At 52.3% G+C, this 22,151-nt stretch carries 20 protein-coding genes; 1 reads left to right on the top strand and 19 read right to left on the bottom strand.

Annotated features, from left to right (window positions below; genetic code table 11):
- Positions 1-176: 176 nt before the first annotated feature.
- The 7 genes from J0X21_RS14285 to J0X21_RS14255 all read right to left on the bottom strand — a co-directional run bounded on the left by J0X21_RS14285 (position 177) and on the right by J0X21_RS14255 (position 7,676).
- Positions 177-2,264, bottom strand: a complete 2,088-nt coding sequence (locus J0X21_RS14285; RefSeq protein ID WP_206812866.1) for a sigma 54-interacting transcriptional regulator — start codon at positions 2,262-2,264, stop codon at positions 177-179.
- Between the two features lie 152 nt (positions 2,265-2,416).
- On the bottom strand, positions 2,417-3,139 hold the full coding sequence (locus tag J0X21_RS14280; RefSeq protein WP_206812865.1) for an ABC transporter ATP-binding protein: 723 nt from the start codon (positions 3,137-3,139) through the stop codon (positions 2,417-2,419).
- Positions 3,126-3,911, bottom strand: coding sequence for an ABC transporter ATP-binding protein (locus J0X21_RS14275; RefSeq protein ID WP_206812864.1), 786 nt, complete (start codon positions 3,909-3,911; stop codon positions 3,126-3,128). Before J0X21_RS14275 ends, J0X21_RS14280 begins: the two co-directional genes overlap by 14 nt.
- Positions 3,883-4,914: a branched-chain amino acid ABC transporter permease gene (locus J0X21_RS14270; RefSeq protein WP_206812863.1), complete on the bottom strand. Its 1,032-nt coding sequence runs from the start codon at positions 4,912-4,914 to the stop codon at positions 3,883-3,885. Before J0X21_RS14270 ends, J0X21_RS14275 begins: the two co-directional genes overlap by 29 nt.
- A 27-nt stretch (positions 4,915-4,941) precedes the next feature.
- Complete coding sequence (locus tag J0X21_RS14265; RefSeq protein ID WP_206812862.1) at positions 4,942-5,811, bottom strand: branched-chain amino acid ABC transporter permease; 870 nt, start codon at positions 5,809-5,811, stop codon at positions 4,942-4,944.
- 18 nt (positions 5,812-5,829) lie between these two features.
- Positions 5,830-7,005, bottom strand: a complete 1,176-nt coding sequence (locus J0X21_RS14260; protein WP_206812861.1) for an ABC transporter substrate-binding protein — start codon at positions 7,003-7,005, stop codon at positions 5,830-5,832.
- A 68-nt stretch (positions 7,006-7,073) separates the two neighbouring features.
- Entirely contained in the window at positions 7,074-7,676 is a 603-nt protein-coding gene (locus tag J0X21_RS14255; RefSeq protein ID WP_206812860.1) for a UbiX family flavin prenyltransferase, read from the bottom strand.
- A gap of 347 nt (positions 7,677-8,023) precedes the next feature.
- Between J0X21_RS14255 and J0X21_RS14250 the strand changes: the two genes are divergently transcribed.
- A complete protein-coding gene (locus J0X21_RS14250; protein ID WP_206812859.1) occupies positions 8,024-8,437 on the top strand; it encodes a DUF120 domain-containing protein in 414 nt (137 codons plus the stop codon).
- On the opposite strand, the gene J0X21_RS15830 is transcribed toward J0X21_RS14250, so the two are convergent.
- From J0X21_RS15830 to J0X21_RS14190, 12 genes are all read right to left on the bottom strand, one after another.
- Positions 8,387-9,865 carry a helix-turn-helix transcriptional regulator gene (locus J0X21_RS15830; RefSeq protein WP_206812858.1) on the bottom strand — a complete coding sequence of 493 codons (1,479 nt, stop codon included), beginning with the start codon at positions 9,863-9,865 and terminating at the stop codon, positions 8,387-8,389. The genes J0X21_RS14250 and J0X21_RS15830 overlap by 51 nt on opposite strands.
- Positions 9,866-9,912: 47 nt before the next feature.
- Positions 9,913-11,367, bottom strand: coding sequence for a thiamine pyrophosphate-dependent enzyme (locus J0X21_RS15995; RefSeq protein WP_206812857.1), 1,455 nt, complete (start codon positions 11,365-11,367; stop codon positions 9,913-9,915).
- Positions 11,337-11,687 (bottom strand): thiamine pyrophosphate-binding protein, encoded by a 351-nt coding sequence (locus J0X21_RS15990; protein WP_206812856.1) that lies wholly within the window; start codon positions 11,685-11,687, stop codon positions 11,337-11,339. Before J0X21_RS15990 ends, J0X21_RS15995 begins: the two co-directional genes overlap by 31 nt.
- A 106-nt stretch (positions 11,688-11,793) precedes the next feature.
- A complete protein-coding gene (locus J0X21_RS14230; protein WP_206812855.1) occupies positions 11,794-11,967 on the bottom strand; it encodes a hypothetical protein in 174 nt (57 codons plus the stop codon).
- A 15-nt stretch (positions 11,968-11,982) separates the two neighbouring features.
- Positions 11,983-12,528, bottom strand: coding sequence for a tripartite tricarboxylate transporter TctB family protein (locus J0X21_RS14225; protein WP_206812854.1), 546 nt, complete (start codon positions 12,526-12,528; stop codon positions 11,983-11,985).
- On the bottom strand, positions 12,518-14,032 hold the full coding sequence (locus J0X21_RS14220; protein WP_206812853.1) for a tripartite tricarboxylate transporter permease: 1,515 nt from the start codon (positions 14,030-14,032) through the stop codon (positions 12,518-12,520). The genes J0X21_RS14225 and J0X21_RS14220 overlap by 11 nt, the downstream gene beginning before the upstream one ends.
- A 93-nt stretch (positions 14,033-14,125) precedes the next feature.
- Positions 14,126-15,157: a Bug family tripartite tricarboxylate transporter substrate binding protein gene (locus tag J0X21_RS14215; protein WP_206812852.1), complete on the bottom strand. Its 1,032-nt coding sequence runs from the start codon at positions 15,155-15,157 to the stop codon at positions 14,126-14,128.
- Positions 15,158-15,172: 15 nt separating this feature from the next.
- Positions 15,173-16,630, bottom strand: coding sequence for a UbiD family decarboxylase (locus J0X21_RS14210; RefSeq protein ID WP_206812851.1), 1,458 nt, complete (start codon positions 16,628-16,630; stop codon positions 15,173-15,175).
- A 49-nt stretch (positions 16,631-16,679) separates the two neighbouring features.
- On the bottom strand, positions 16,680-18,113 hold the full coding sequence (locus J0X21_RS14205) for a UbiD family decarboxylase (RefSeq protein WP_206812850.1): 1,434 nt from the start codon (positions 18,111-18,113) through the stop codon (positions 16,680-16,682).
- 268 nt (positions 18,114-18,381) lie between these two features.
- Positions 18,382-18,840, bottom strand: coding sequence for a (2Fe-2S)-binding protein (locus tag J0X21_RS14200; protein WP_206812849.1), 459 nt, complete (start codon positions 18,838-18,840; stop codon positions 18,382-18,384).
- 11 nt (positions 18,841-18,851) lie between these two features.
- Positions 18,852-19,838 (bottom strand): FAD binding domain-containing protein, encoded by a 987-nt coding sequence (locus J0X21_RS14195; protein ID WP_206812848.1) that lies wholly within the window; start codon positions 19,836-19,838, stop codon positions 18,852-18,854.
- Positions 19,835-22,138, bottom strand: a complete 2,304-nt coding sequence (locus tag J0X21_RS14190) for a xanthine dehydrogenase family protein molybdopterin-binding subunit (protein WP_206812847.1) — start codon at positions 22,136-22,138, stop codon at positions 19,835-19,837. Before J0X21_RS14190 ends, J0X21_RS14195 begins: the two co-directional genes overlap by 4 nt.
- Positions 22,139-22,151: the final 13 nt, after the last annotated feature.

The raw sequence follows: 22,151 nt of genomic DNA, 5'->3' as shown, positions 1-22,151 counted from the left end.
TTGAACACTGCTAAGAAATAAAAAAATTACTCACTTTGTTAAAATACAAAAAAGCTTGAACACCTTGCAAATACAGGGCTTTCAAGCTTTTTATAGTTCTTAACTGTCAAAGATGAGATTATACCCACCGGAAAGTATTTAGCAAATAAGATGACAAATAAAAAGGCTATGTATTTTTACATAACCTCAAACTCCTGCTTAAATTTGGATAACTTAGAAATTTGTCCTCTCTTAGATCTGACATGAGCAATCTTGCCGACCTTCTCTGTTCTTCCTGAGTTCCCAAAATCTCCTGCGTTCCTAAAATCCCCTGTCTTCCCAAGCTCCCCTGTTTTCACATGCTCATCCCCGAGTTTCCGCCAAAGCGTCGTCCGCCCAATTCCGAGGGCGTGCGCGGCCTTGCCATGATCCCCGCCGCTTTGACGCAAAGTATAACGAATGATCTGCTTCTCAACCCGATTGATCATGTCTTTGAGCGTTCCTTCAACCTCGACCTGGATGGAGGAATTACTGCGTACACTTAAAGGCAATGCCTGGGGGCCGCAGTGTTGTTCAAACGTATCCTCCCCTTGCTTCAAGGCCTCATTTTCGCTTAAATCCTTAATCAACACTGCCAGCCGCCTGACAATGTTCTCCAGTTCCCGTACGTTCCCCGGCCAGGGGTAATCTTGTTGAGCCATAATGATTGAAGTAATAATCTTTCTCTGCCGTTTGGACACATCAGAACACTTATTCAAAATCTCTGTGATTAAATAAGGAAGGTCTTCACGCCGTTCCGACAGTGACGGAACTTTTAAGTGCAGGACATCCAAGCGGTAAAATAAGTCTTTGCGAAACTTCCCGGCAGTTACCAATTCGCTTAGATCACGGTGGGTAGCCGCGATAATGCGGACATCGATCCGAACCACCCGGTCCCCCCCAATTCGGCGCACTTCTTTTTCCTGAATCACGCGCAGCAGTTTAGCCTGCACCTCAAGCGGCATTTCCCCGATCTCATCCAGGAAAATCGTACCCCCATGGGCCAGCTCGAATAGGCCGGGCTTACCACCCTTGCGGGCACCGGTAAATGATCCCTCCGAATACCCAAAAAGCTCGCTTTCGAGCAAGGTAGCCGGGATGGCTGCGCAGTTTACCGCGACAAAGGTCTTATGTTTACGGTGCGAAACCCCATGAATGCTTTGCGCAAACAATTCCTTGCCGGTTCCGCTTTCTCCCAGAATCAAAATGGTTTCATCCGTCAGAGCGTATTTCTTCGCCTGTTCCACGGCTACACACATGGCTTTGCTATGGCCGCGAATATCCGAGAAGCTATAACGGACATCCTGAGTTTTAACTGTAAGCTCTTTGCGGATCTTCTCTTCTACATCCTGAATAGATTGGACTCCCTGAAAACTGGCAACCGTCCCGGAAATCTCTTCCCCGCTGATAATTGGAATCCGGTTCACCACCAGCTTCGCATTGCCCACTTGGGCAATTTCTCCTATGATCGGTTCCTGGGTCACCAGACCGTCCTGCAGCTTGGCTGACGGCAGCACTTCAGAACAGTGGCGCCCCAAGACATCCTTGGCTTTTGTATTAAAAAGCTTTTCCGCACCCCGGTTGAACAGGGTAATGATCCCACGCTCATCCGTGGCGACAATCCCTTCATACGAACAATCCAAAATGGCCTTAAGCCGCAAGTTCTCCTTGCGTTCCGTACGCCTCGCCATAGCCAAGGCCCGGGCCGACTCCAAAGCGTTCAGTAAAGACTCTTTGCTGATCGATACCTGCTCGGTAATAAATCCCATAGAGGAGGCCACCTGACACACAAATCCCCCCCCGATGACTACCTCATCCGTCCCCTGAAGTTCTTCCAGGATTCCTTCTAAATGGTTATAGTGATTGAAGACCACCACGTTCGGTTCAAAACCCAAAAGTTCGAAAATATCCGCAAAGTCCACCGGAGCCTGGCGGTAAACAAACAGCCTCAGTTTCCGTTCGTATTTCTTAGCGGCTTTGGCTAAGGGATAGAAAATATCAAACTTGTTTTCCGGCACCGCGACTACCGGAATCGCAGTCTGCTCTCTGATGAAAATTGAGTTGCCACGGGTGGAGACAATCACCTCCACCCCTTTTTCCTCGAAATAGCGAAGCCCGGGCTCCGCGCTTTCCAGAGCCCCTTCGTAGACCATTATTTTTAGCCCGGCCACTTGACCCACCTGGCGACACAATGCTGTTAAATGAGCATGAGTCGAAATGACTCCGATCGAAACCGCGCTTTCCATATGGTCCCTCCATTCTACGCCACTAGCTTACAACTTTTTCCACTTGAATGGCAAGGAAATGCCTGTGACCGGCAGATATCCCGCGTTTATCTGCTTCATTACCGACCCCAGCGGTAAGTCTCACATAATTAACATTCTATTGGCAAGCTGCCTTACCCCGCCTTTCCCCCAAGGTAATGGTAGCGGATATCCTCATCATCCAGCAACTCGGCGGCCTTTCCTTCTTTGACCAGGCGCCCGTTTTCCAGGACATAGCCCCGGTGGGAAATTCCCAAGGCAGCGTAGGCATTTTGTTCCACCAAGAGAATGGATACCCCTGCGCTGTTCAAATTCCGGATCAAAGCAAAGATTTCTTCTACAATCAGCGGCGCCAGGCCCAACGAGGGCTCATCCAGCATCACAAACCGGGGATTGGCCATGAGACCGCGGGCAATCGCCAGCATTTGCTGCTCCCCCCCGCTTAAGGTACCGGCGAGCTGAGTCATGCGCTCACGCAGGCGCGGAAACGTGGTCATTACCTGCTCCAGCCGTTCCTGCACGGAACCGGGACTATGCCTGCCCACCTGCCCGAGGCTTCCTAAAAGCAAATTATCCATCACGCTGAGTCCGCTGAAAAGCTGCCTTCCCTCCGGAATCAGGCACAACCCTTTTTTCACAATGCGATTGGCCCGCTGGCCGGTGATGTCATCCCCTTGGAAAAATACTTTGCCATAGAGAGGTTTATGCAGGCCTGCCACACAGCGCATTAAGGTGCTCTTGCCGGCTCCGTTGGCCCCGATCAAGGTCACGATCTCTCCTTCTTTCACTTGAAGCGAAACCCTGGTCAGCACGGTTACATTGCCATAGGCTGCCGATAATTTGTCAATGCTCAGCACGTTCCAACCCCCTCGTGCCCAGGTATGCGGAAATTACTTCCGGGTTATTCTGGATGTCTTCCGGCCTGCCGTCCGCAATCTTCTTGCCGTAGTTAAGCACGGCCACTTCATCCGACAGGCGCATCACCAGGTTCATATTGTGTTCAATCAATAAGACAGTCACTCCGGTATCCCTAATCTTGCGGATCCTGCCTAAGAATTCATTGGTCTCGCTATCATTCAGCCCGGCTGCCGGCTCATCCAGCAAAAGCAGCCGGGGCTGGCTGGCCAGGGCCCTGGCCACTTCCAGCAGTTTGCGCTGGCCCAGCGGCAAATTCCCGGCCAACTGTCCGGCAACCTTCGTCAGGCCGACCATTTCCAGGCACTCCAAGGCTTTTTCTCTAACCAGGTCTTCCTCACGCCTGACTTTGGGGGTTAGGAAGAACCCGCCAAGCGGTCCGGTTTGGGTCCAGCGGTGACACCCTATCTTAACATTGTCAAGGGCAGTGAGCTTGTCAAACAGGCGCAAGATCTGAAAGGTGCGGGCCAGGCCATACGAGTTGACCATGTGGGGTTGATGCCCGGTAATATCCTTGCCCGCAAACTCGATTCGGCCCTCGTTGGCCGGATAAGTTCCGGTAATCAGATTAAATAAAGTAGTCTTGCCCGCTCCATTGGGACCGACTAACGCCTTGATCTGGCCTTTCCTTACCCGCAGGGATACTTTATCCACTGCCGGCAAACCGCCAAAACGCTTGCTGACTTCATTTATGGACAGAATGGCTTGCTCCATTGTCGATCGGCCCTCCCTCCGGGTAACGCTGCAGGCGAAAGATGCGTTGGATGATCCATTGGTACACATAAGTGAATAAGCCGGAGATTCCTTTAGGAAAGAACACAATCGTGACAAACAGCACCAGTCCATTGATAATCAGCTGGAACTGCTGGGTAAAGGAGACAAAGTCCGGCAAAAACGTGAGCAGCCCCACTCCCAGCAGCGGCCCCCATAAGGTACCCTGTCCTCCCAGGGCCGTCATAACCGTAATATTAATGGATGCCTGCATCCCCACCATGTCGGGAGAAATAAAACGCATGTAATGCACATACAGGCTTCCGCTTAAAGCCGCCAGGCAAGCGGCAAAGACAAAAGCCAACAGCTTGTAATTGCTGGTGTTGACACCCAGCATCGCAGCCGCCGTCTCATCCCCGGAAATGGCCAGCCAGGCCCGCCCTACCCTTACTGAAGTCAGATTCCTGAACAGGAGGATAATGATTAAAACCAACCCTATCGTCAAATAGTACAGGGGTAATCCCGTTGGCACCGAAAGCCCGCCCACGGAAAAGAAGGGCACCCCGGCCAGTCCGGAAGGGCCGCCGGTCAGTTCACGGGAATTAATTAACAGTTGCTCCATTATGACACTAAACGCCAGGGTCGCTATCGCCAGGTGATAACCTTTAAGCCGCAGCACCGCCTTCCCAATCATCAGGGAAATAACTACGGTCAGAGCCTGAGCCACCAAAATCCCATAAAGAGGGGGCAATTCATATCTCACGGCCAAGATGCCGGAGGTATACGCTCCGATAGCCATAAAACCTGCCTGGCCCAAAGAAAGCAAGCCCGTAAATCCCATAAGTAAGTCCATGCCCAATACAGCGATCCCAAGAATGGCCGTTAGAGTAAGCAAGTTAATGAAATGTTTGGATACTCCGAGGTAAGGAATCAGCACGAGGATAACGACTGCTAAGTAGCCCCACCATGCCCCCCGGCTTATGCTTTTTCTTATCCTTTCATCCATGCGACCCTCTCTCCTTAAAGCTTTTTCCTATACCCTTTTGCCGCTTACACTAAGAATACCGGCCGGTTTAGCATACAGCACGATAATCAGGAGGACAAAGGCGATTAAATCTTTATACTGGGCGGATATTAGTCCGGCACCCAGGGCTTCAACCAACCCCAAAAGCACTCCCCCGATAATCCCGCCCCATATACTGCCCATTCCGCCCAGGGTGAGAGCGATAAATCCTTTTAACCCGATCATGGTGCCGCTGTCATAGGTCACAAAGGTGATGGGGGCAATCACCGCCCCGGCCAGGGCGCCCACCGCCGCACTGAGAGCAAAGGCCGTGAGCACAGACAATCTCACATCAATCCCTACCAAGGCTGCTGCATCCCGGTTTTCAGACACGGCTAAAATGGCTTTCCCGGCAAGGGTACGGTTGAAAAAGTACCAGCTTAAGGCTGCAATGAGAATCAAGACGCCAACTACCCAAAACACCTGGGTTGCAATTACGGTCTGCCCGACTCTTACCGGCTCCTCGCCGGAAAACGAGGGAGCTGAAAGAGGATCCTTACCCCATCCGATCATTGCAATCCCCTTAAAGACAATGGACACGGCCAAGGTCGCGATCAGGAGAACCGTAGTAGAGGATTTCCAGGCCGGCCGAATCGCGAGGCGTTCAAATATAATCCCGATTCCGGCCGTCATAATGACCGCTAAAGCAATCGCCGCTCCGAGGGGAAGGCCCCAACCCGTGAGGCTGATAAGCAAAAGAGCCCCCCAGGTTAAAAACTCTCCCTGGGCCAGATTGATCACCTTGCTGACATTATAAATTATCCCTAAACCCAGCCCCACCAGTGCGTAAATACTGCCGCTGGTCACTCCGGATATGATCATCTGCCACACAGCACTCATCCGGCCTCACTCCCCCTGTTACTCCGCTAATGTGAATTCCTTCCCGACAACCTTAAGGGTAACCGTATCCTTACGACCCGTGCCGCGATGATCATCTGCGGAGAAGTTGAAAATTGCAGTAGCCCCAGGTTCGTTTTTCGTGTTCTCCAGGAAAGCGCGCAGTTTTTCTTTATCCGGCCCAACCTGGCGCAAGCCCTTGACAATGAGGTTCATGGCATCATAGGCTACTCCCGGGCCGAAATCCGCTTCTTTCCCATACTTTGCTTTATAATCCAGATGCAGTTTTTCATTGATTTTCTTTTGCGGATCAGTATCGGGCAGGGACTTCCAGGCAAAATCCTTCGTCGCAGGCATAAGTAAAGTCTTGGGAGCAAAGCCTTGGATCCCGTCCAAGAAAGTGTAAGATAAGTTGCCGTGGGACACCACTAAGGGGATTTCCAGCCCCAGCTGATAGAAATTCTTAGCCACCACATTCACCAGTTTGCCGGTCATCCAGGCGATCAGAGCCTGGGGCTCCTTGCTTTTGATATTATTGAGCTGGACGGATACATCCACATCACTCGGGTTCACCCGCTCCAGGGCTACCAGGGTAAAGGCGGAGTCCTTGGCCATCCACTCCTTCAGGGAATCAACCGCTTCCTGGCCGGTGGAGTCGGTGGCTGCCAACAAGGCAATTTTAGTAATCCCTTTGGCCTTAAAATAATCGAGAACGGTCTGCTGCATCACTTCGGTCTGGGCACTGGCGGCAAACATCCAGGGGTTTTCCGGCCGGTATCCTCCGGAAAGGGAATACACCAGCGGCCCCGAACCCTTGACCAAGGGGGCAATCGCCTTACTCTCCGCCACCAGGGAAGGTCCGATAATCGCAACAACTCCGTCTCCGATGAGTTTGCCCGCTCCTTTAACGGCTTGTTCCGGACTGCTGGCCGTATCATAGGGTACGACTTTCAGAGGATGTCCGTCAACCCCGCCGCCCTCATTCACTTGCTCCGCCACCATATTCGCGGCTTTAAGTTCCCCGTCTCCCAGCCAACTGGCTGATCCGGTCTGCGCCGTCAGAACACCGATCAGGTAAGGCTCCTTGGCAGCATCTTTACTGCCCTGGCCCGCCCCGGCGGAACCCGCACCACAGCCGGACAACAGGACTAAAGAGATAATCAAAACCCAGGTGAGCACGACCTTTTTTCGCAGCATATACAATCCTCCCTTTTAAGCACTTATAACAATTCCTTATCTCAAATACCATAAGGAAACTTACCTTTTTACCCGTTCTGTACCTCAGCCTGTTCGCCTCCGGTCACAAAAGCAGTACCCCAACGGCGGGTAAGACTATTTTCAATCCCGATCAAATCGAGTATTCTGGAGACGTGGTGCCTGACCAAATCGTCCAAACTGGCCGGGTGATTATAAAAAGCCGGCATGGGCGGGGCCATAATCGCTCCGGCCCGGGTCAGCCTGAGCATATTCTCTAAGTGAATTTCACTCAGGGGAGTCTCGCGGGGAACCAGAATCAGGCGTTTCCTTTCCTTCAACATGACATCGGCCGCACGTCCAATGAGATTATCCGCATAACCGTGCGCAATCGAGGACAGGGTTTTCATACTGCAGGGAGTGATAATCATTCCATCCGCTCCAAAAGAACCGCTGGCAATAGGGGCTCCCTGATTGCGGTAATCGTGGTAAAATGTAACCATCCGTTTAACCTGCTGGGGAGTATATTTGGTTTCCAAAGCAATTGTTTTTTCTGCCCATGGACTAATGACCAAATGGGTTTCACACTCTTCGATAGCATGCAATGCCTCAATCAGCTGCACGCCATAAGTAGCCCCCGTGGCCCCGGACATTCCGATAACTATCCGTTTCATTTAACCGTCTCCTTTCAGCATCATGCTTTTGAGGCTTTCTAACTATAGCGTTATTACCAGCAATTACCGTACCAAAAAAAGCAGCCTTTTTCCTAACGGTCAGTTTCCCAAAGTGAATGTTTCATTTTAGAACCTAAACGGTTGCAAAATTGAAGAAGGACTTGAAATATTGTGTATATAATTCAGAAATATCAGCCCGATTATGAAACATCATGTTTCATAATCGAAACCTTTGTTTGAGAAGAGCCAGGACTGCTGATAAACCTTGTTTTTCTATCCCACAAGTTTTGTTTAACAAATGAAACAAAGATTTCGGAAGCAAATTTCCAACTATGGGGGAATGTTGCATGAAAGAAAAAAATATCATACACCTTCAGGGAAGCGTCCAATCCGGTGTAAACCAGGCCGTCTTTTTTACCCAACTGGAATGGGTCAAAGAACAATGTGCCGAATTCACAGGCTTTACACCGGTTCCCGGCACTTTAAATGTTCAGATCGCTGATTCAAGTGTCAATGAATGGTTATCTCTGGTTAACTCCTGCCAAGTATTATTAAAACCCCCAGCACCTGATTTCTGCCCGGCTTTGCTTTTGCCCTGCCAAATATCCGGGAGCGAAGGATCGTATGAAGCAGCGGCCGTCGTGCCCTTGGTGGATGGCTACCCTCAGACCCTTGCCGAAATTCTGGCGCCGGTTAAACTTCGCGGGCACTTAAAGCTCAAAGACGGGGATGCAGTCAAATTGTCTTTCCTTGTCCCTTAAGGCTTCCGCATATTTGCGCGGAGGCTGTCCCACTTTTTTCTTAAATACGCTCATGAAGTGTGAGCTGTCTTGATAACCCACTCTTTCGGCGATCTCCTCTATGGAATAATCCGTGGTGCAGATAAGTCTTTTGGCGGCTTCGATACGGGTATAAGTGATGTAATTGTATAAAGTCTGGCCTGTCATCCGGTTAAACAAACGGGCTAAGTGGTAGGGGCTAAAGTTTACCAACCGTGCTAAATCACCTAACTGCAACGGGTAGCTATAATTGTGCTGAACATACTTTTTGACAGCTTCGATGACACGAAAAGCATCTTCGTGATAATGTTGGCTAACTAATTGCTGCAAATGCGCAACCGCTTCACGCATGAAATCATAAACCTGGACACAGGTCTGAAGCCCCAGCATCTGCCGGTGGATTCCGGCCATATCATTCAAATATCCTGCTGCCGGAATCCCGATTTGCACCCCTTTGCGCGCAAAAACCGCCAATAGTTTGAGTGAGTAAATTTTTAGCCAAGTAATATCTTGAAACTCGTCATACACCTCATAAAGCAGGTTGGTACACAACGAACCGGCAATCCGTACATCTCCGCCCAGAATGTAGATCCAAGCATCTCTCTCCCTCTGGATCCGTTCTTTTCCTTCGGTCTGATTTGATTCACGCCCGCCATGTTCTAAAATAATTGCCGTTTCCTTAAGGCGTTTGTCCCGGGCATAATGACCCGGTGTAATCCCTTCCCAACGCTTAAACAGTCTGATGAAATATCCGGTATCATGGAAACCGGTCAGACGTGCAATTTCAGCCACGGAAAACTCCGTACCGGCAAGCATTTTCTTGGCTTCCCCTAATTTAACCTTTAAAAGGTACTCATTAAAACCAAGTCCCAATTCGGTCATTAATACCTGGCGGATGCGATTTGAGTCCACACGTACAGCTTCCGCCACCTCTTGTATGGTTAGGTCCCGGTGAAAATTGGCCTGGATATATTTTTTGATTTTGCTTGCTAAACGCTCGTCATCTATTTGAACATTGACTGCCTGCGCCAAGGAATTTACAGTACGTATGAGTACAATGCGCCATTGCTCGACCGCTTCTTCCTTGTCAGCGGCTTCTTTCCCGTCAGCGGTTTCTTCTGTTACAGAGGTTAAGGCCAAGTTTAATCCATCGAGGATGACTGGAAGCGGCGCTCCAACCTGCCACGATTTATGATAGAGAACCAGGCAAGCTTGAATCAGCCAGGATTTTAGCAAATGGTAGTCACCGCGTGCGAGCTGCATCATCTCGTAGAAAAAATGATTGACCACGGTTTGGGACAAGCCTGATTCCCCAGACAAGATATGTTTGCGCAACTGGTGTTCGAGGTTGACCGGATAACAAAAAAGAGTGGTTACTGCGGGTGCACCGCGTTTGTTTGCTTTACGCACGAATGCTTCCCCCTTTACCCCAAGTGCCAGGCACGAATAGTTCAAGCTTAAAAAGCTGAAGTTACCACATCTAGCAGGGCCGGCCTTTTTTGGACCTTTACCACTTGCAGAACCCGTTCAAGGGCAGGGGCCAGATCCGCCGGATTAGTGACCGGACCTTCTGCATATACCCCAAAGGATCGGGCCAAAGCCGCAAAATCGACTGCCGGATCTTGGATGAGCGTACCCTCGGCTGCCTTTCCTAGTGAACGGCCTCTCTGCGCCGCTACCTTGTTTTGGTGATCAACCGAATTATAATAACCCCGGTTGTTATCCATAATGATCAGAACCGGAAGCTGATAGTGGGCAGCCGTCCATAAAGCCGAGGGAGTGAACAGAAAATCTCCGTCAGCCTGCAAATCCACGATGACCGTGTCACTGCCTCTGTAAGCCAAAGCTGCCCCCAGGGCTGCGCCCAGTCCATAGCCCAGTCCGGCGCCGCCGCTGCCCCCCAGCCATTGCTGAGGCTGCTTCAATTCCCACAAACGCTGCACCCATCCCTTTAAGGAGCCGTTGGCCAGCACGTAATCTACATCTTTAAGCATCTCACCCACCTGCAAGGCCAGGAATGCCCGGGTGATATCCGGTCGTTGCCCGTGGGACTCGGCCGTTTCCAGCCATGCCCGGCGCTGAGACAGGTGAACCCCTGTCAGCTGCTCTCTCTTCTCCAGCCGCCATCCTTCAGCGTTCCCGATTTTCTCTTTCTTTTCTTCAATAAGGTCCCGGCATGCTCCCACCAAGGCCGGCAGAGCCTGGCTTACGGAAGCGCTTAGCGACAGATCCGCCGGCTGAAAGCGTTGGTAACCTTGGACCCAACTGTTTCTTTGCATCTCTTTCAGTCCAATATTGATGATCTTGGCACCCGGAGACAGGATAGTCCTATCCGAAGTCTGTGAGCCTTCCCCCGGGTGGAGGGCGCCGTAGAGATCCTCTACCTCGAGAGCCAGGACTAGATCGGCTGTCTGCAGCACTTGGGCATTAAGCCCGCTTAAATTGAGCCCGTGGGCTGTGGGGAAATTGAGTGAGCTCACCCGTTTCTGCGGTTCAATGACCGGCATGCTCAGGAGTTCCGCCAACTGTATTAGCGCATCAAACGCCTGAGACTGGCGGCCCACCTGGTCCGCGACGGCCACCGGATTCCCTGCGGCTACTAAGAGGCGGGCTATCTCCTGCAAGGCCGGCCCTGGAATCTGAGGAGGGACAGTAACTCCGGTCATCACTGCGGTCCCCGCCTCAAAACCTGTCTCATCCACTTCCTGCTCCTGGATTCCGGCATCGAAGCAGATATAAACCGGCCCCTTAGGTTCGGTCATGCTGACCCTGTATCCCCGCTGGAGGGACTCCCTGACACCCGCGAGGCTATAGGGCTGATCATCCCATTTGACATAGTCCCGGACCAAATTACCCTGAACTAAGGCCGTATGAATCCAGTCTATCCCCGGGCGCCTGCGGGTGGTATCCATGGGCCCCGTCCCCCCAGCACCAGCATCGGCACCCGGTCACACCAGGCATTGAATATGGCCATACTCGCGTGCATCAAGCCCACCACATTATGGGTAAACACAGCCATCGGCTTGCCCGTGGCCTTGGCATACCCGTGCGCAATGGCCACCGCTATTTCCTCATGGAGGCATTCAATGATGCGCGGGCCTCCTGTGTCCTGACGCCGGATTAAGGAATCATGAATCCCTCTAAAGGTTGCCCCCGGATTAAACGCGACATATTCAATCCCCAGTTGGGTGAGATAGTCCACGATGACATCGGAGCCATATTGTTTTCCCATATTCCTTCCCCCCGAACGTTCGTACCCAGTGAAAAAATCCTGCAGTTGCTCAAAAAGACTTTGTTTCTATTCCAGCGATCTGTCCGGTTTGAGCTTGACTTCCGTTTTAATTTATTAAAAATTCATTCCCGCCCGGGATGCGGGCGCTCACATGCCCGCTGAAATCCATCAGCCCATTCCCCTCAAGCAAGCGGATGCAAGCAGCCACCTCCCGGCGCAGCCGGTCTTCGTCCGTCAACTCTTGGTCCGTCAACTCTTGGTTCAACAACTCTTCGCTCATATGGAAACTCCCATCTTAGAATGTAGCCCGCAAAAGGACAGCGAACAGGACATAGTCGAAAATCCCCATCCCTACAGCCACCAAACCGGATTGAAGCCAGGAACGTTCTGATTCCAATTTAATAAACAATAAAAGCCAAACTGGTACTGTAATGAGATAACTTACATAACGGAGCATGACTGCAAAGAGAATTAACCAGAGAAGAAGCCGTATAAGCTTCAGGTTTTCCTTAAAAGCCGCACCGGACCCTGACCCTGATGCCGGTCTTGGTTCACTTTGCGCAGGCTCGCCGGAGCTTGACTGCTCTTTAACCCGCGCCCGGTTATCCCCTTCTGATTCGGTCTTGGTAAAAAATCCTCTCTGGTTCATGAATTTCATCCGTTTTTGGAAAAAAGGGATATTTTCACCCAAGAAAAGGAGCATCGTCAGGAAAAACATGAGGACGCTCAGGAGCTCCGGCGCAAACCGGGCGCGCGGATTATACGTAAAGGAGACAATGAACATGCCTGCACTGAGCGCAATTAAGAACAGTTCGAAGATAGCATTCCCCTTAAGCTTCATACATTTCACCTTCCTTCTTGGCCTTCCGGATACGGTCCTGGCGGGCTTTGATAAAAGGTGTCACCAGCATGACCACGGTTACCAGGAACAACCCCAGGGAAATCGGGCGTTTGAAGAATCCCTGCCACCCCATGCTGCTGATGGTTTGATGATAGGTTTGCTGGAACATGGTGCCCAGGACTAGGGCAATGACGAGCGGCACCCGGGTAAAGCCGTATTTGTTCATGAAATAGCCAATCACCCCAAAGACCAGGGCCAGAATAACATCCTCCAAAACCCCGTTGGTGGCGTAAGCGCCCATAAGCGCCAAAGCTATAATTACGGGCGAGGTCAGCTTGACCGGAAGCAATGTCAGCTTGGCCAAATACCTGGCACCCAGAATTCCCAGCACCCCGGCCAGGACATTGCTGGCAACCAGGGCAAAGATCATAACATATACAATCGTTGGGTTATCCAAGAGCAGTTTGGGCCCCGGCTGGAGGCCGTGCAAAATTAAGGCGCCCAGGAGCACCGCTGTCTCGACGCTGCCGGGAATCCCGAAGAGAATGGTCGGCACCATGGCCCCCCCGTCTTTGGCGGTATCCGAGGCCTGGGGCGCAATAACCCCGCGGACATCCCCCTGCCCAAAATGGGGGTTATCTTTTGTTGTCTGTACGGCGTGCCCATAGGCCAGAAAGTTAGAAACAGACCCCCCGACTCCCGGGATAATGCCGATAATGACACCGATCACTGAACAACGGATGAACAGCCACCAGTGCTTGAACGTCGCCATAATTCCTTCCCAAACCCCGCTCCCTACATTCCCGATTGCTTTGTTTCCGGTATCCAGATCCCGGCCTTTAATCATCATTTCCAGGCTTTCGGAAATTGCAAAGAGCCCGATGAGGGCGGGAACGATTTTGATCCCATCATACAAATATTCAAATCCCATCGTGTACCTTACGGAACCTGTGACCGGATCATAGCCGACGGTCGAGAGCAACAGGCCGAAAACCCCTGCCGCCAGTCCCTTCCAGATTGAGCCCAAAGAAACTACGGCGATCACGGATATCCCCATAAAGGCCATCATGAAATATTCCGGATAGGAAAAAGCCAGAACCACCGGTTTGCCTAAAGGAATTAAGACAGCTAGGACAACCACCCCGAACAATGCCCCCATAACCGAGGAGCTGGCGCTGGCTCCCAAGGCAAACCCTGCCTTCCCCTGTTTTGTGAGCGGAAAACCGTCGAAAGTGGTGGCGGCATTTTGGGGGGTACCCGGAGTGTTAATTAAAATCGCGCTGATTGATCCGCCGAACGGAACGGCCCCCATGGCCCCGATCATCATGGCCATCGCTTGGTTCGGCGGCATGCCAAAAGTCACCGGAGTCAAAAGCGCCAAGGCCTGCGCCCCTCCTAAACCGGGAATAAAGCCAAAGAGCATGCCCAAGAGGGCGCCCAGGGCCATGAACAACGGGCTGGGCCAAGCCATAAAATCCATAAGACCTCGTAAGATGTCCGCCATACACCTAACCTCCTGTCATGCAGTCTCCGAGAAAGAGGGACAAGAGGAGCCGGAAGGGCATTCCGGCTCACCTATGTTGAGGAGGGGAAAAGATTATTTCTGATTTTGGGCGACCAGATCCTTATATTTTCCGAAAACCTTCAGGGAATCTGCAATGATTCTGGCCGCTTCTTCGTCAGAAGCCGGGCGGGCCGGCTGCCCGAATTCCTCCATTTTCTTCATGACTTCAGGGTCTTTCATCGTTTGCTGGAAGGCATCGCGCAGAATCTTGGCGATTTCAGGCGGTATTCCCGGGGTGCCTCCTACCAGATAATCCGCTTTGACAACGTCCAGGAGCTGGCTGTACCCTGCTTCTTTAACTGTTGGGACATTGGGCAGATCCTTATGGCGCTCTGGATAGAAAATAATGATCGGATTGAGCTGCTGAGAATCCACGATAAACTTTTTGAGAGTTGGATAAGGATACTGGACATAATCCACATCCCCCCGGATTGCAGCCATTACGGCTTCTGTGCTTCCGGGGTGAGTGACGAACTTGGCTTTTATCCCCATCTCCTGTAAGGCGATTAAGGAACCCAAGCCGGCAGTGGAAGAGAGTCCAACCACTCCAACTTTTACTTCATCAGCCTTTTTCAAGTCCTCCAGGGTCTTGAACTTGGATTTGGGCGAGAGCGCCCCGACATAGACCGTATCTGTGACCCGGCCGATCCAGGTCATCTTATTCAGATCATAACTGGCTCCCATGATCTGGTTGACCACATTCCCCGGAATGTTGAAAATCCCGATGGTATAGCCGTCCGGCTTGGCCCGGTTCAGTTCCCCGAGCCCGATATTCCATTCTCCGCCCGGCATATTTTTGATAATGATGTTCACTGGTTTAGGCAGGTATTTCGGCATGTACTGGGCTAAGATGCGGGAATAAGTATCATACCCGCCTCCCGGAGATACGGGTACAATAAAGGTGATATCTTTGGTTGGGAAATCAACTGTTTTTCCCGCGGCACCGGCGCCATCCTTGCCGGCATTATCCTTGGCAGCACTGCTGCCGCAGCCCGCCCCCCATAGGAGCATGAAGATCAGCAAGAGCGCAATGGCTGAATGACGCTTTATTCTTTTAGGTGTCACATGTTTTACCCCCTCTTAAATATTAAGTAGGTACCCGAATTTTTCGCGGGCAAGCTTCGTGATTTCCGGGCTTGGGTAATTGACGCGCGGGAATTCGTTGCGCCACTCCCACGGCCTGGTGGCATCGATGACCGCCCGGGAATTGGTATGGTTTCCCTGAGCTTTTTGATCCGGGGAAATACGGGGATCGAGCGGGGTGCTCCAGGCCCGTTTAATGATATCGATAGACTCTGCCGGGTCGGAACGGGTAGACATGGCCCAAATCACAGCCCCTAAGTCCGAGGGATCAATGTCTTCATCCACTACGACCACATATTTCCCGGCATAGGCGCCTACGTGGCACATGGCGGCAATATGTCCGGCCTGGCGGGCGTGGCCCGGGTAGCGCTGTTTAATCGATACCGCCACAAACATGCGCACCCCGCCGACTTCATGGGCCCAAGCGCCGACAATATCAGGAACTCCCGCTTTTTCCAATTCTTCTTTCAGAAGACCGGAACGCACAATGGAACGGTAACGCACTAATTCATCCGGCGGACGGTTCGGGGGGCTGCCTAAGATGATCGGATGATTGCGGTGGTAGATCGCTTTAACCTCGATCACCGGCTCCTCGCGCTCCCCGCTGGCATAATAACCGGTCCACTCTCCAAACGGTCCTTCCATTTTCTGCACATTGGGGTAAGCATACCCTTCCAGCACAATTTCCGCATTGGCCGGAATCGGAAGTCCGGTCACCTTGCCTTCAATCACCTCATACGGTTTGCCGCGGAGGGCTCCCGCCAGTTCGTATTCGCTGGTTCCATACGGAACCTCGTTACAAGCCATTAAATAGAGCAGGGGATCTCCGCCGACAACTACCGCCACCGGGCAGGGCTGATTGCGGGCGAAGAACTTATCCCGGTGTATCCTTCCATGCTTGCCGGGAGAAATATAGAATCCCAAGTGTTTCTCGTCATGCACCATTACCCGGTAAGTGCCAAGGTTGACCCAGTTCTCATCCGGATCGATGGTGATGTCATAACTGCCGGTTCCGATATAGCGGCCGCCGTCATGTTCATGCCAAAGAGGTGTGGGAAATTTCAGAATATTGATGTCATCGCCCATGATGACATTTTCCATGACCGGTCCGGTTTCCACCACTTGATACGGGATCGGTTTTAAGCTTTTCATCCGGTCATTAAAGGCAACACTTAATTCGACCTTGTTCATGGTGGTCGGGAAGCCCAGGGTCATGTTCATGCGCTTGTCGCCGAAGGTATTGGTAATAACCCTATAGCCGGGCTCCACCCCCGGAATCTTGTCAAAGATCACTGCTGGGGAAGGGGTAGAATGGTGCAGCATTTCCGTGGCCATCCCGATGTCCTGCTCCCAGGTAGCCCCTTCGACTACTTTTAATTCGCCCAGCTTCTTAGCTTCTTCAATCCACTCCCGTAAATCTTGATAAACAATCTCGCTTTTTGGGGTCTCACTCATCTTTACAGTTCTCCTTCCTTTCTCTTGCTTATCCTACTGCTTTGGATTACTACTCCATAATCAAGCCCTTAAATCCATAGAGCTCTGCGTTCGCCAGCACTTGTTCCCGGTGTTCCAGCGGCGGAAGCGCGAGCGGCGGGTAATTGTGCTTCTTGGTGGCGTCAATTAAAATTTTAGAGGCGGTTGCCCGTTTGTGCGTTAGCTGCGGTTCATCAGCCGGAGCCGTAGAAGGATCTAGGCGTACGGACGCAGTATCGGGCACGAGCATGCAGTCTTTGGCCGGCTGAACCCGGAAGGACATGGCCCAATCCACCGCAAAATCATCCCAGATGTCGATGTCATCATCTACGATCACCGTGAATTTGCCCAGGGTCGGATCAATGGCCCACGCTCCCCAGGCCACTTGTTTGATGAGCCCGGCTGAACCGTCCTGTTTCACGGAAATCACCAGATAGGAGGCGGCCCCCCCGCTTTCTTTAAGACGCACTTCCTGCACCGGTAAGCGCAGGTCCTCCTTTAACCCTTTGAATAGCCCGGCCTCCCTCCCCACACTCCGGATCAGGCTGCTTTCACTGGGCGGCATCTGGCTGATAAATGCCTGGTAAATCGGGTTATTGCGGTAAGTAATGGCTTTAATCTTGATCTCATAGGCGTCCCCGTCCGGGCCCATATATCCGGTGTACTCCCCAAACGGCCCTTCATGCACCAAGGTATTCGATTCAATTTCCCCCTCGATCACAATCTCGGCGGTCGCCGGAACCAGAAGATCGGACGTTTCACATTTCACCAGTTCCACCGGCTTGCCCCGCAGCCCCCCCGCCACGGAATATTCGCTGAGCCCGTACATGATGCGGGCCACAGAGCAAAGGCCAATGGTCGGATCCGTTCCTAAGACAATCGCTACCGGGGTCGGCCGGCCCAGGCGGTTATGCATATCGACGTGCCGCCGACCGTGCTGGTGAAAGTTCATCATGCACCCTACACGGTCAGATGCTTTAACCTGAACGCGATAGGTGCCGACATTATGTACTCCAGTTTCCGGATCCTTGGTTACAACATAAGGGGAGGTCAGGTATGGGCTTGGATCTTCCCCCACCGTCCACACCGGCACCGGGAACTTAAGCATATCTATCCGGTCTCCAGTCAGAATGTTTTCCTTGCACGGGCCGATTTCTACTAAGATGGGCTCGACCGGATTATTCTGAGCTTCCGTCCAGCGCCGGCTGATGTTATTCACTTCAGTCTCCATGGCCAGGGCATATACAGCCCGGGATGCCCCCAGCACCCCGGCCACTACCGGGATGTCAAAGCCCTTTACCTTATCAAACATAATAGCCGGGCGCCGGGCGGACGGGACTTTTTGGAACAAAACCCGCGCAGCGGCCGCTACCTCCCAGTCCTTATCCACCTCTTTGGGAACGCGGTGAAGCAGGCCGTTTTGCTCCAAGGCCTGAAGATATTCCCGTAAATCTCGATATGGCATACATAGTTCCCTCCTTACTTCTTGGATTAAGCAATAGTTGTACCAAATATGGGATTATTCAAGTGAACTGTATAATTTCAGCTTTGAGTTGTCAGTTTTCGCAAGCAAAAGGTTAAGCCGGCTGCACTGTTGTGTAAACCGGCTTAATACTAAGAACAATAGGTATTCCATATTTGAAACACTAAGTTCCAACCTCTAAACATTTATAGAATTAATTGGTCCAGGTTCGCCTATTCTACATATTTCGCTTCCAATTATGAACTTAAGCTTACTTCTTTGCCACCGCCAAGATCGCATCTTCAATCTGCTTATACCCGGTACAGCGGCATAGATTGCCTGCGATCGCAGCCTGTACCTCCCGGCGTGAAGGGGCCGGGTTCTCATCCAGGAGCGCCTTGGCTGACATCAGCCAACCGGGTGTACAGAAGCCGCACTGGACAGCCCCATGCTCAATTGCGGATTCCTGCAGAGGATGGAGCTCACCCTCCGGAGCCAATCCTTCAATGGTCAGAATTTCCCGGCCTTGGCAGCGAACGGCCAAGATCATGCAGCTCAAGGCGGGTTCCCCGTCGATAATCACCGTACAGGCTCCGCAGGCTCCGGAATCACATCCTTTTTTGGTGCCAAAGAGGCCGAGTTGTTCCCGCAGCACATCAAGCAGGGTCTCATTCACCTTGATATTCAGTTGATGGCTTTGTCCATTGACGTTCAGCGTGATTCTCTCCATAACTGGCCTCCCTACTGTCCGCCCCAATGCAACGCTTGCTGCAGGGCTGATCTCACGTAAATCGGAACCATTTCCTTGCGGTATTTCGGGGTGAAATCACGCAGGTTATTAAGGGGGTGCGCCTGAGCGTAGGCCTGTTCAGCCAATACGCGGATAACATCCTCCCCGATTGTCTGATCCCGGGCCAGCTCTTTTTCAAACAGGAGCGGTTTTTTCTCTACTCCGGTCAGGGCTACGGCAATTTTTTGGGTCTCCTCTTTGACTCTAATTCCTGCGGCTACGCCCAAGGCCGGGTAATCGATGCTCTGGCGCAGGCGCAGCTTGAGATAAACCGCTCCGTCCGAGCCGGTTACAGGCGGCACCATAATCTGGGTCAGCACTTGCCCGGGCTTAAGCGTCAGGGGACGGCGGCCATGCCCGGAGTATAATTCAGCCAGAGGAGATACGCGCTCTCCATCTTTATCAACAATTTTGATCCTGGCACCGAGGACCAGAAAGACCGGCGCCAAATCGCTGCAGAATGTAGCCCAGCATTTGCCGCTTCCCTTGACGGTATGACAGACATCTCCCCCGGCTTTTAAGCAGAGTTCCAAGCCCTTCTTGGAAGCTGCCGAACGATTGTAATAGAGGCAAAGACTGTCCTGGCAGAGATTTCCGCCCACGGTACCCATAGCCTGAATTTGGGCGGTAGCCACCTCTAACGCAGCCTGGGCCAGAACTGGATAAGTCTGTTTCACCACCCTGCTGGCGGCTAAATGCCTTAGGGACACCATGGCACCCAAGGTTAGTCCCTCTTTCGGGTCATAACTAATCTCATCAAGCCCTGGTATGCTCCTGAGGTCAACCAGATAGTGCGGGCGCTTCAACTTTTCTTTGAGAGGCTGTAAAAGATCGGTCCCTCCGGCAATCACTGCAGCCTTCCCGTCCATTTCCTCCAGAGTGGTACATGCTTCCGCAAGGGAACGCGGGGCAACATAGCTGAACTCCGGCAGTCTCATTGACTTTCCCCCTCCCCTCTTTCCTGCATAGCGGCGAGCACTTTGTCCGGTGTAATAGGCAGGCTCTTGATCCGGATCCCGACCGCATTATAGATGGCATTTGCCAAGGCCGGGGGCAAAGGTACATTGGTTGTTTCCCCTACCCCTTTCGCCCCATAAGGACCGTCTTGGTGCTCCTGCTCTACAATAACCGGTACGACTCCGGGCATATCGACGGCGGTAGGGAGCTTATAACTCAGGAATGACGGGTTGAGAACATTTCCTTCCTTAAACTCATAGTTCTCATAGGCAGCGTATCCCAGACCCATGGATATCCCTCCCAGGATCTGACCCTTGACATTGTCCGGGTGAATCGCTTTCCCCGCGTCATGAGCCGCATATACCTTTAAGATTTTGACCTCTCCGGTTCTGCGGTTCACTTCCACCTCGATCCCGTGGGCTCCCAAGAGCCAAAAAACCACTTGGGAAGAGAAATAAGTTTCCTGTCCTTCCGGCATTTCCGGGAAATAGTAACCGCGGCCAAGCACAGTGCCGCTGGAACCGTAGCTTTGACCTAGTACGGCGGCTATAGGCATCACTTTAACCGGATTTTCTTTATCCAGGACTTTGCCATCCGCCAGCGTAAGGTTCACCGGATCAGTTGACAGGAGTTTGCCTGCCAATTGCAGAATTTGCTGCCGGGCGTCTGCGGCGGCGATTTTTACCGCGTTCCCCATGTGAAAGGTCGAACGGCTGGAGGTAGTGGAGGCATCATAGGGGGTATAAGCGGTATCGGGGGTGGCTTTTCTTACCGCATTGAGCGGGACACCCAGTTCCTCCGCCACAATTTGCCTAAGAATTGTTTCCGAACCCTGGCCCACTTCGGTCGTGCTGCTGAGAATGTCTACGGTTCCGTCTTCATTCACTTTGACAAAGGCCGCAGAGCCAAAGGGTGTCTTGACCGCGCGCTCCATGCAGGCAATTCCCCGGCCCTGATTCGGACCTAGGGTCTTGCCCTGCCACTCCATCCGAACGGCCACTTCCTCCAGGCACTTTTTCAACCCTTCTGCATGAATGATCTGCCCGGTCGCAGTATGGATGTCCCCGTCTTGATAGACGTGGCGCAATCTGAGTTCCAGGGGGTCGAGTCCAAGTTTAGCCGCAATGATATCCATTTGGGATTCATAGGCCCAGGAGGTCTGGGGCCCGGAATACCCGCGCATCGCCCCCGCCACCGGGGTATTGGTATAGACCAAATAGCCGTTAATTTTAACATTTGGAATGTTGTACGGACCGGCGGAGGAGATTCCGCCGAAGCGGGAAACAGTCGGCCCTTTTTCCGCGTAGGCACCGGTTGCCCAGTAAGTCGTGACTTCACGGGCAAGAATCGTGCCGCCGTTCTTAACCCCAGTCTTAATCTTGATCACAGACGGGTGGCGGATAATGGAGGAACAGAATTCCTCTTCCCGGGTATACAGCACTTTGATCGGGACATTTCTGATTTTCCAGGCCAGGGCAATGGCACAGGCCTCCGCTTTCAACCCGCCTTTCCCTCCGAAATTTCCTCCGGTATACGGAGCGCTGATTATCCTGACTTTAGTCATGGGGATATGCAGGGCATCCGCAATCTCGATGCGGCAGCGGTAAGGGGAGTCATTGTTGGTCCAGAGGCTGATGTTGTCATCCTTATCGATTAGGCAAATCGAGCCGTGGGGTTCAATGCTGCAATGCTGCTGGGCCGGGGTGGTAAAGGTGTCTTCGAAGATGTGGTCGGCTTGGGCAAAACCTTGATTCACATCCCCCCGCTCAAACTGCACGTGATTCAGGATATTCGTCCCTTTTACCGGTCTCACCAAGGGTTTCCCTTTATAACTCTCCATTTCTTCATGAATGCGGACAGCCCCCGGTGCCGCCGCTGCCACCGGATCGAAGAGAGCAGGCAGTTCCTCATACTCCACTTTAATCAAGCCCAGGGCTTTCTCCGCTGTCTCTTCGTCAACTGCAGCCACTGCCGCCACGCCTTCCCCCATGTACCGGACCTTGCCCCGGGCCAATAACGGTTCATCGGGAAAAGATTCACCGTGAATGAAAGGAAGCTCCTCCCCCGTAACGATCCCTATGATTCCCGGCAATCTCTCCGCCTCGCTGGTGTCAATCATGAGGATACGGGCATGGGCGTATTGGCTGCGCAAAACCTTGCCATAGAGCATCCCCGGAAGTCTCATATCGTCAATGTAAATACCTTTGCCTCTCACTTTATCCCGGGCATCTGCCCGCAGAGGGGATTTGCCCACTGTAATAAACGATTGATTTGAGTTCATAATTGCCTCCTTT

Origin of the sequence: Paradesulfitobacterium ferrireducens, from assembly GCF_017310645.1 — a bacterium.
Classification (GTDB): Bacteria; Bacillota; Desulfitobacteriia; order Desulfitobacteriales; family Desulfitobacteriaceae; genus Paradesulfitobacterium; species Paradesulfitobacterium ferrireducens.
The sequence above is the reverse complement of the archived record's forward strand: the minus strand, read 5'-3'. Positions and strand labels throughout refer to the sequence as shown.

Excerpts from the sequence above, each read along its gene's own strand:
- J0X21_RS14230 (WP_206812855.1), bottom strand. The coding sequence starts at position 11,967 with ATGAGCGAAGAGTTGTTGAACCAAGAGTTGACGGACCAAGAGTTGACG.
- J0X21_RS14275 (WP_206812864.1), bottom strand. The coding sequence starts at position 3,911 with ATGGAGCAAGCCATTCTGTCCATAAATGAAGTCAGCAAGCGTTTTGGC.
- J0X21_RS14255 (WP_206812860.1), bottom strand. The coding sequence starts at position 7,676 with ATGAAACGGATAGTTATCGGAATGTCCGGGGCCACGGGGGCTACTTAT.
- J0X21_RS14210 (WP_206812851.1), bottom strand. The coding sequence starts at position 16,630 with ATGAGTGAGACCCCAAAAAGCGAGATTGTTTATCAAGATTTACGGGAG.
- J0X21_RS14220 (WP_206812853.1), bottom strand. The coding sequence starts at position 14,032 with ATGGCGGACATCTTACGAGGTCTTATGGATTTTATGGCTTGGCCCAGC.
- J0X21_RS14195 (WP_206812848.1), bottom strand. The coding sequence starts at position 19,838 with ATGAGACTGCCGGAGTTCAGCTATGTTGCCCCGCGTTCCCTTGCGGAA.
- J0X21_RS14205 (WP_206812850.1), bottom strand. The coding sequence starts at position 18,113 with ATGCCATATCGAGATTTACGGGAATATCTTCAGGCCTTGGAGCAAAAC.
- J0X21_RS15995 (WP_206812857.1), bottom strand. The coding sequence starts at position 11,367 with ATGGATACCACCCGCAGGCGCCCGGGGATAGACTGGATTCATACGGCC.
- J0X21_RS14190 (WP_206812847.1), bottom strand. The coding sequence starts at position 22,138 with ATGAACTCAAATCAATCGTTTATTACAGTGGGCAAATCCCCTCTGCGG.
- J0X21_RS14265 (WP_206812862.1), bottom strand. The coding sequence starts at position 5,811 with ATGAGTGCTGTGTGGCAGATGATCATATCCGGAGTGACCAGCGGCAGT.
- J0X21_RS14285 (WP_206812866.1), bottom strand. The coding sequence starts at position 2,264 with ATGGAAAGCGCGGTTTCGATCGGAGTCATTTCGACTCATGCTCATTTA.
- J0X21_RS14270 (WP_206812863.1), bottom strand. The coding sequence starts at position 4,914 with ATGGATGAAAGGATAAGAAAAAGCATAAGCCGGGGGGCATGGTGGGGC.
- J0X21_RS15990 (WP_206812856.1), bottom strand. The coding sequence starts at position 11,687 with ATGGGAAAACAATATGGCTCCGATGTCATCGTGGACTATCTCACCCAA.
- J0X21_RS14200 (WP_206812849.1), bottom strand. The coding sequence starts at position 18,840 with ATGGAGAGAATCACGCTGAACGTCAATGGACAAAGCCATCAACTGAAT.
- J0X21_RS14225 (WP_206812854.1), bottom strand. The coding sequence starts at position 12,528 with ATGAAGCTTAAGGGGAATGCTATCTTCGAACTGTTCTTAATTGCGCTC.
- J0X21_RS14250 (WP_206812859.1), top strand. The coding sequence starts at position 8,024 with ATGAAAGAAAAAAATATCATACACCTTCAGGGAAGCGTCCAATCCGGT.
- J0X21_RS14260 (WP_206812861.1), bottom strand. The coding sequence starts at position 7,005 with ATGCTGCGAAAAAAGGTCGTGCTCACCTGGGTTTTGATTATCTCTTTA.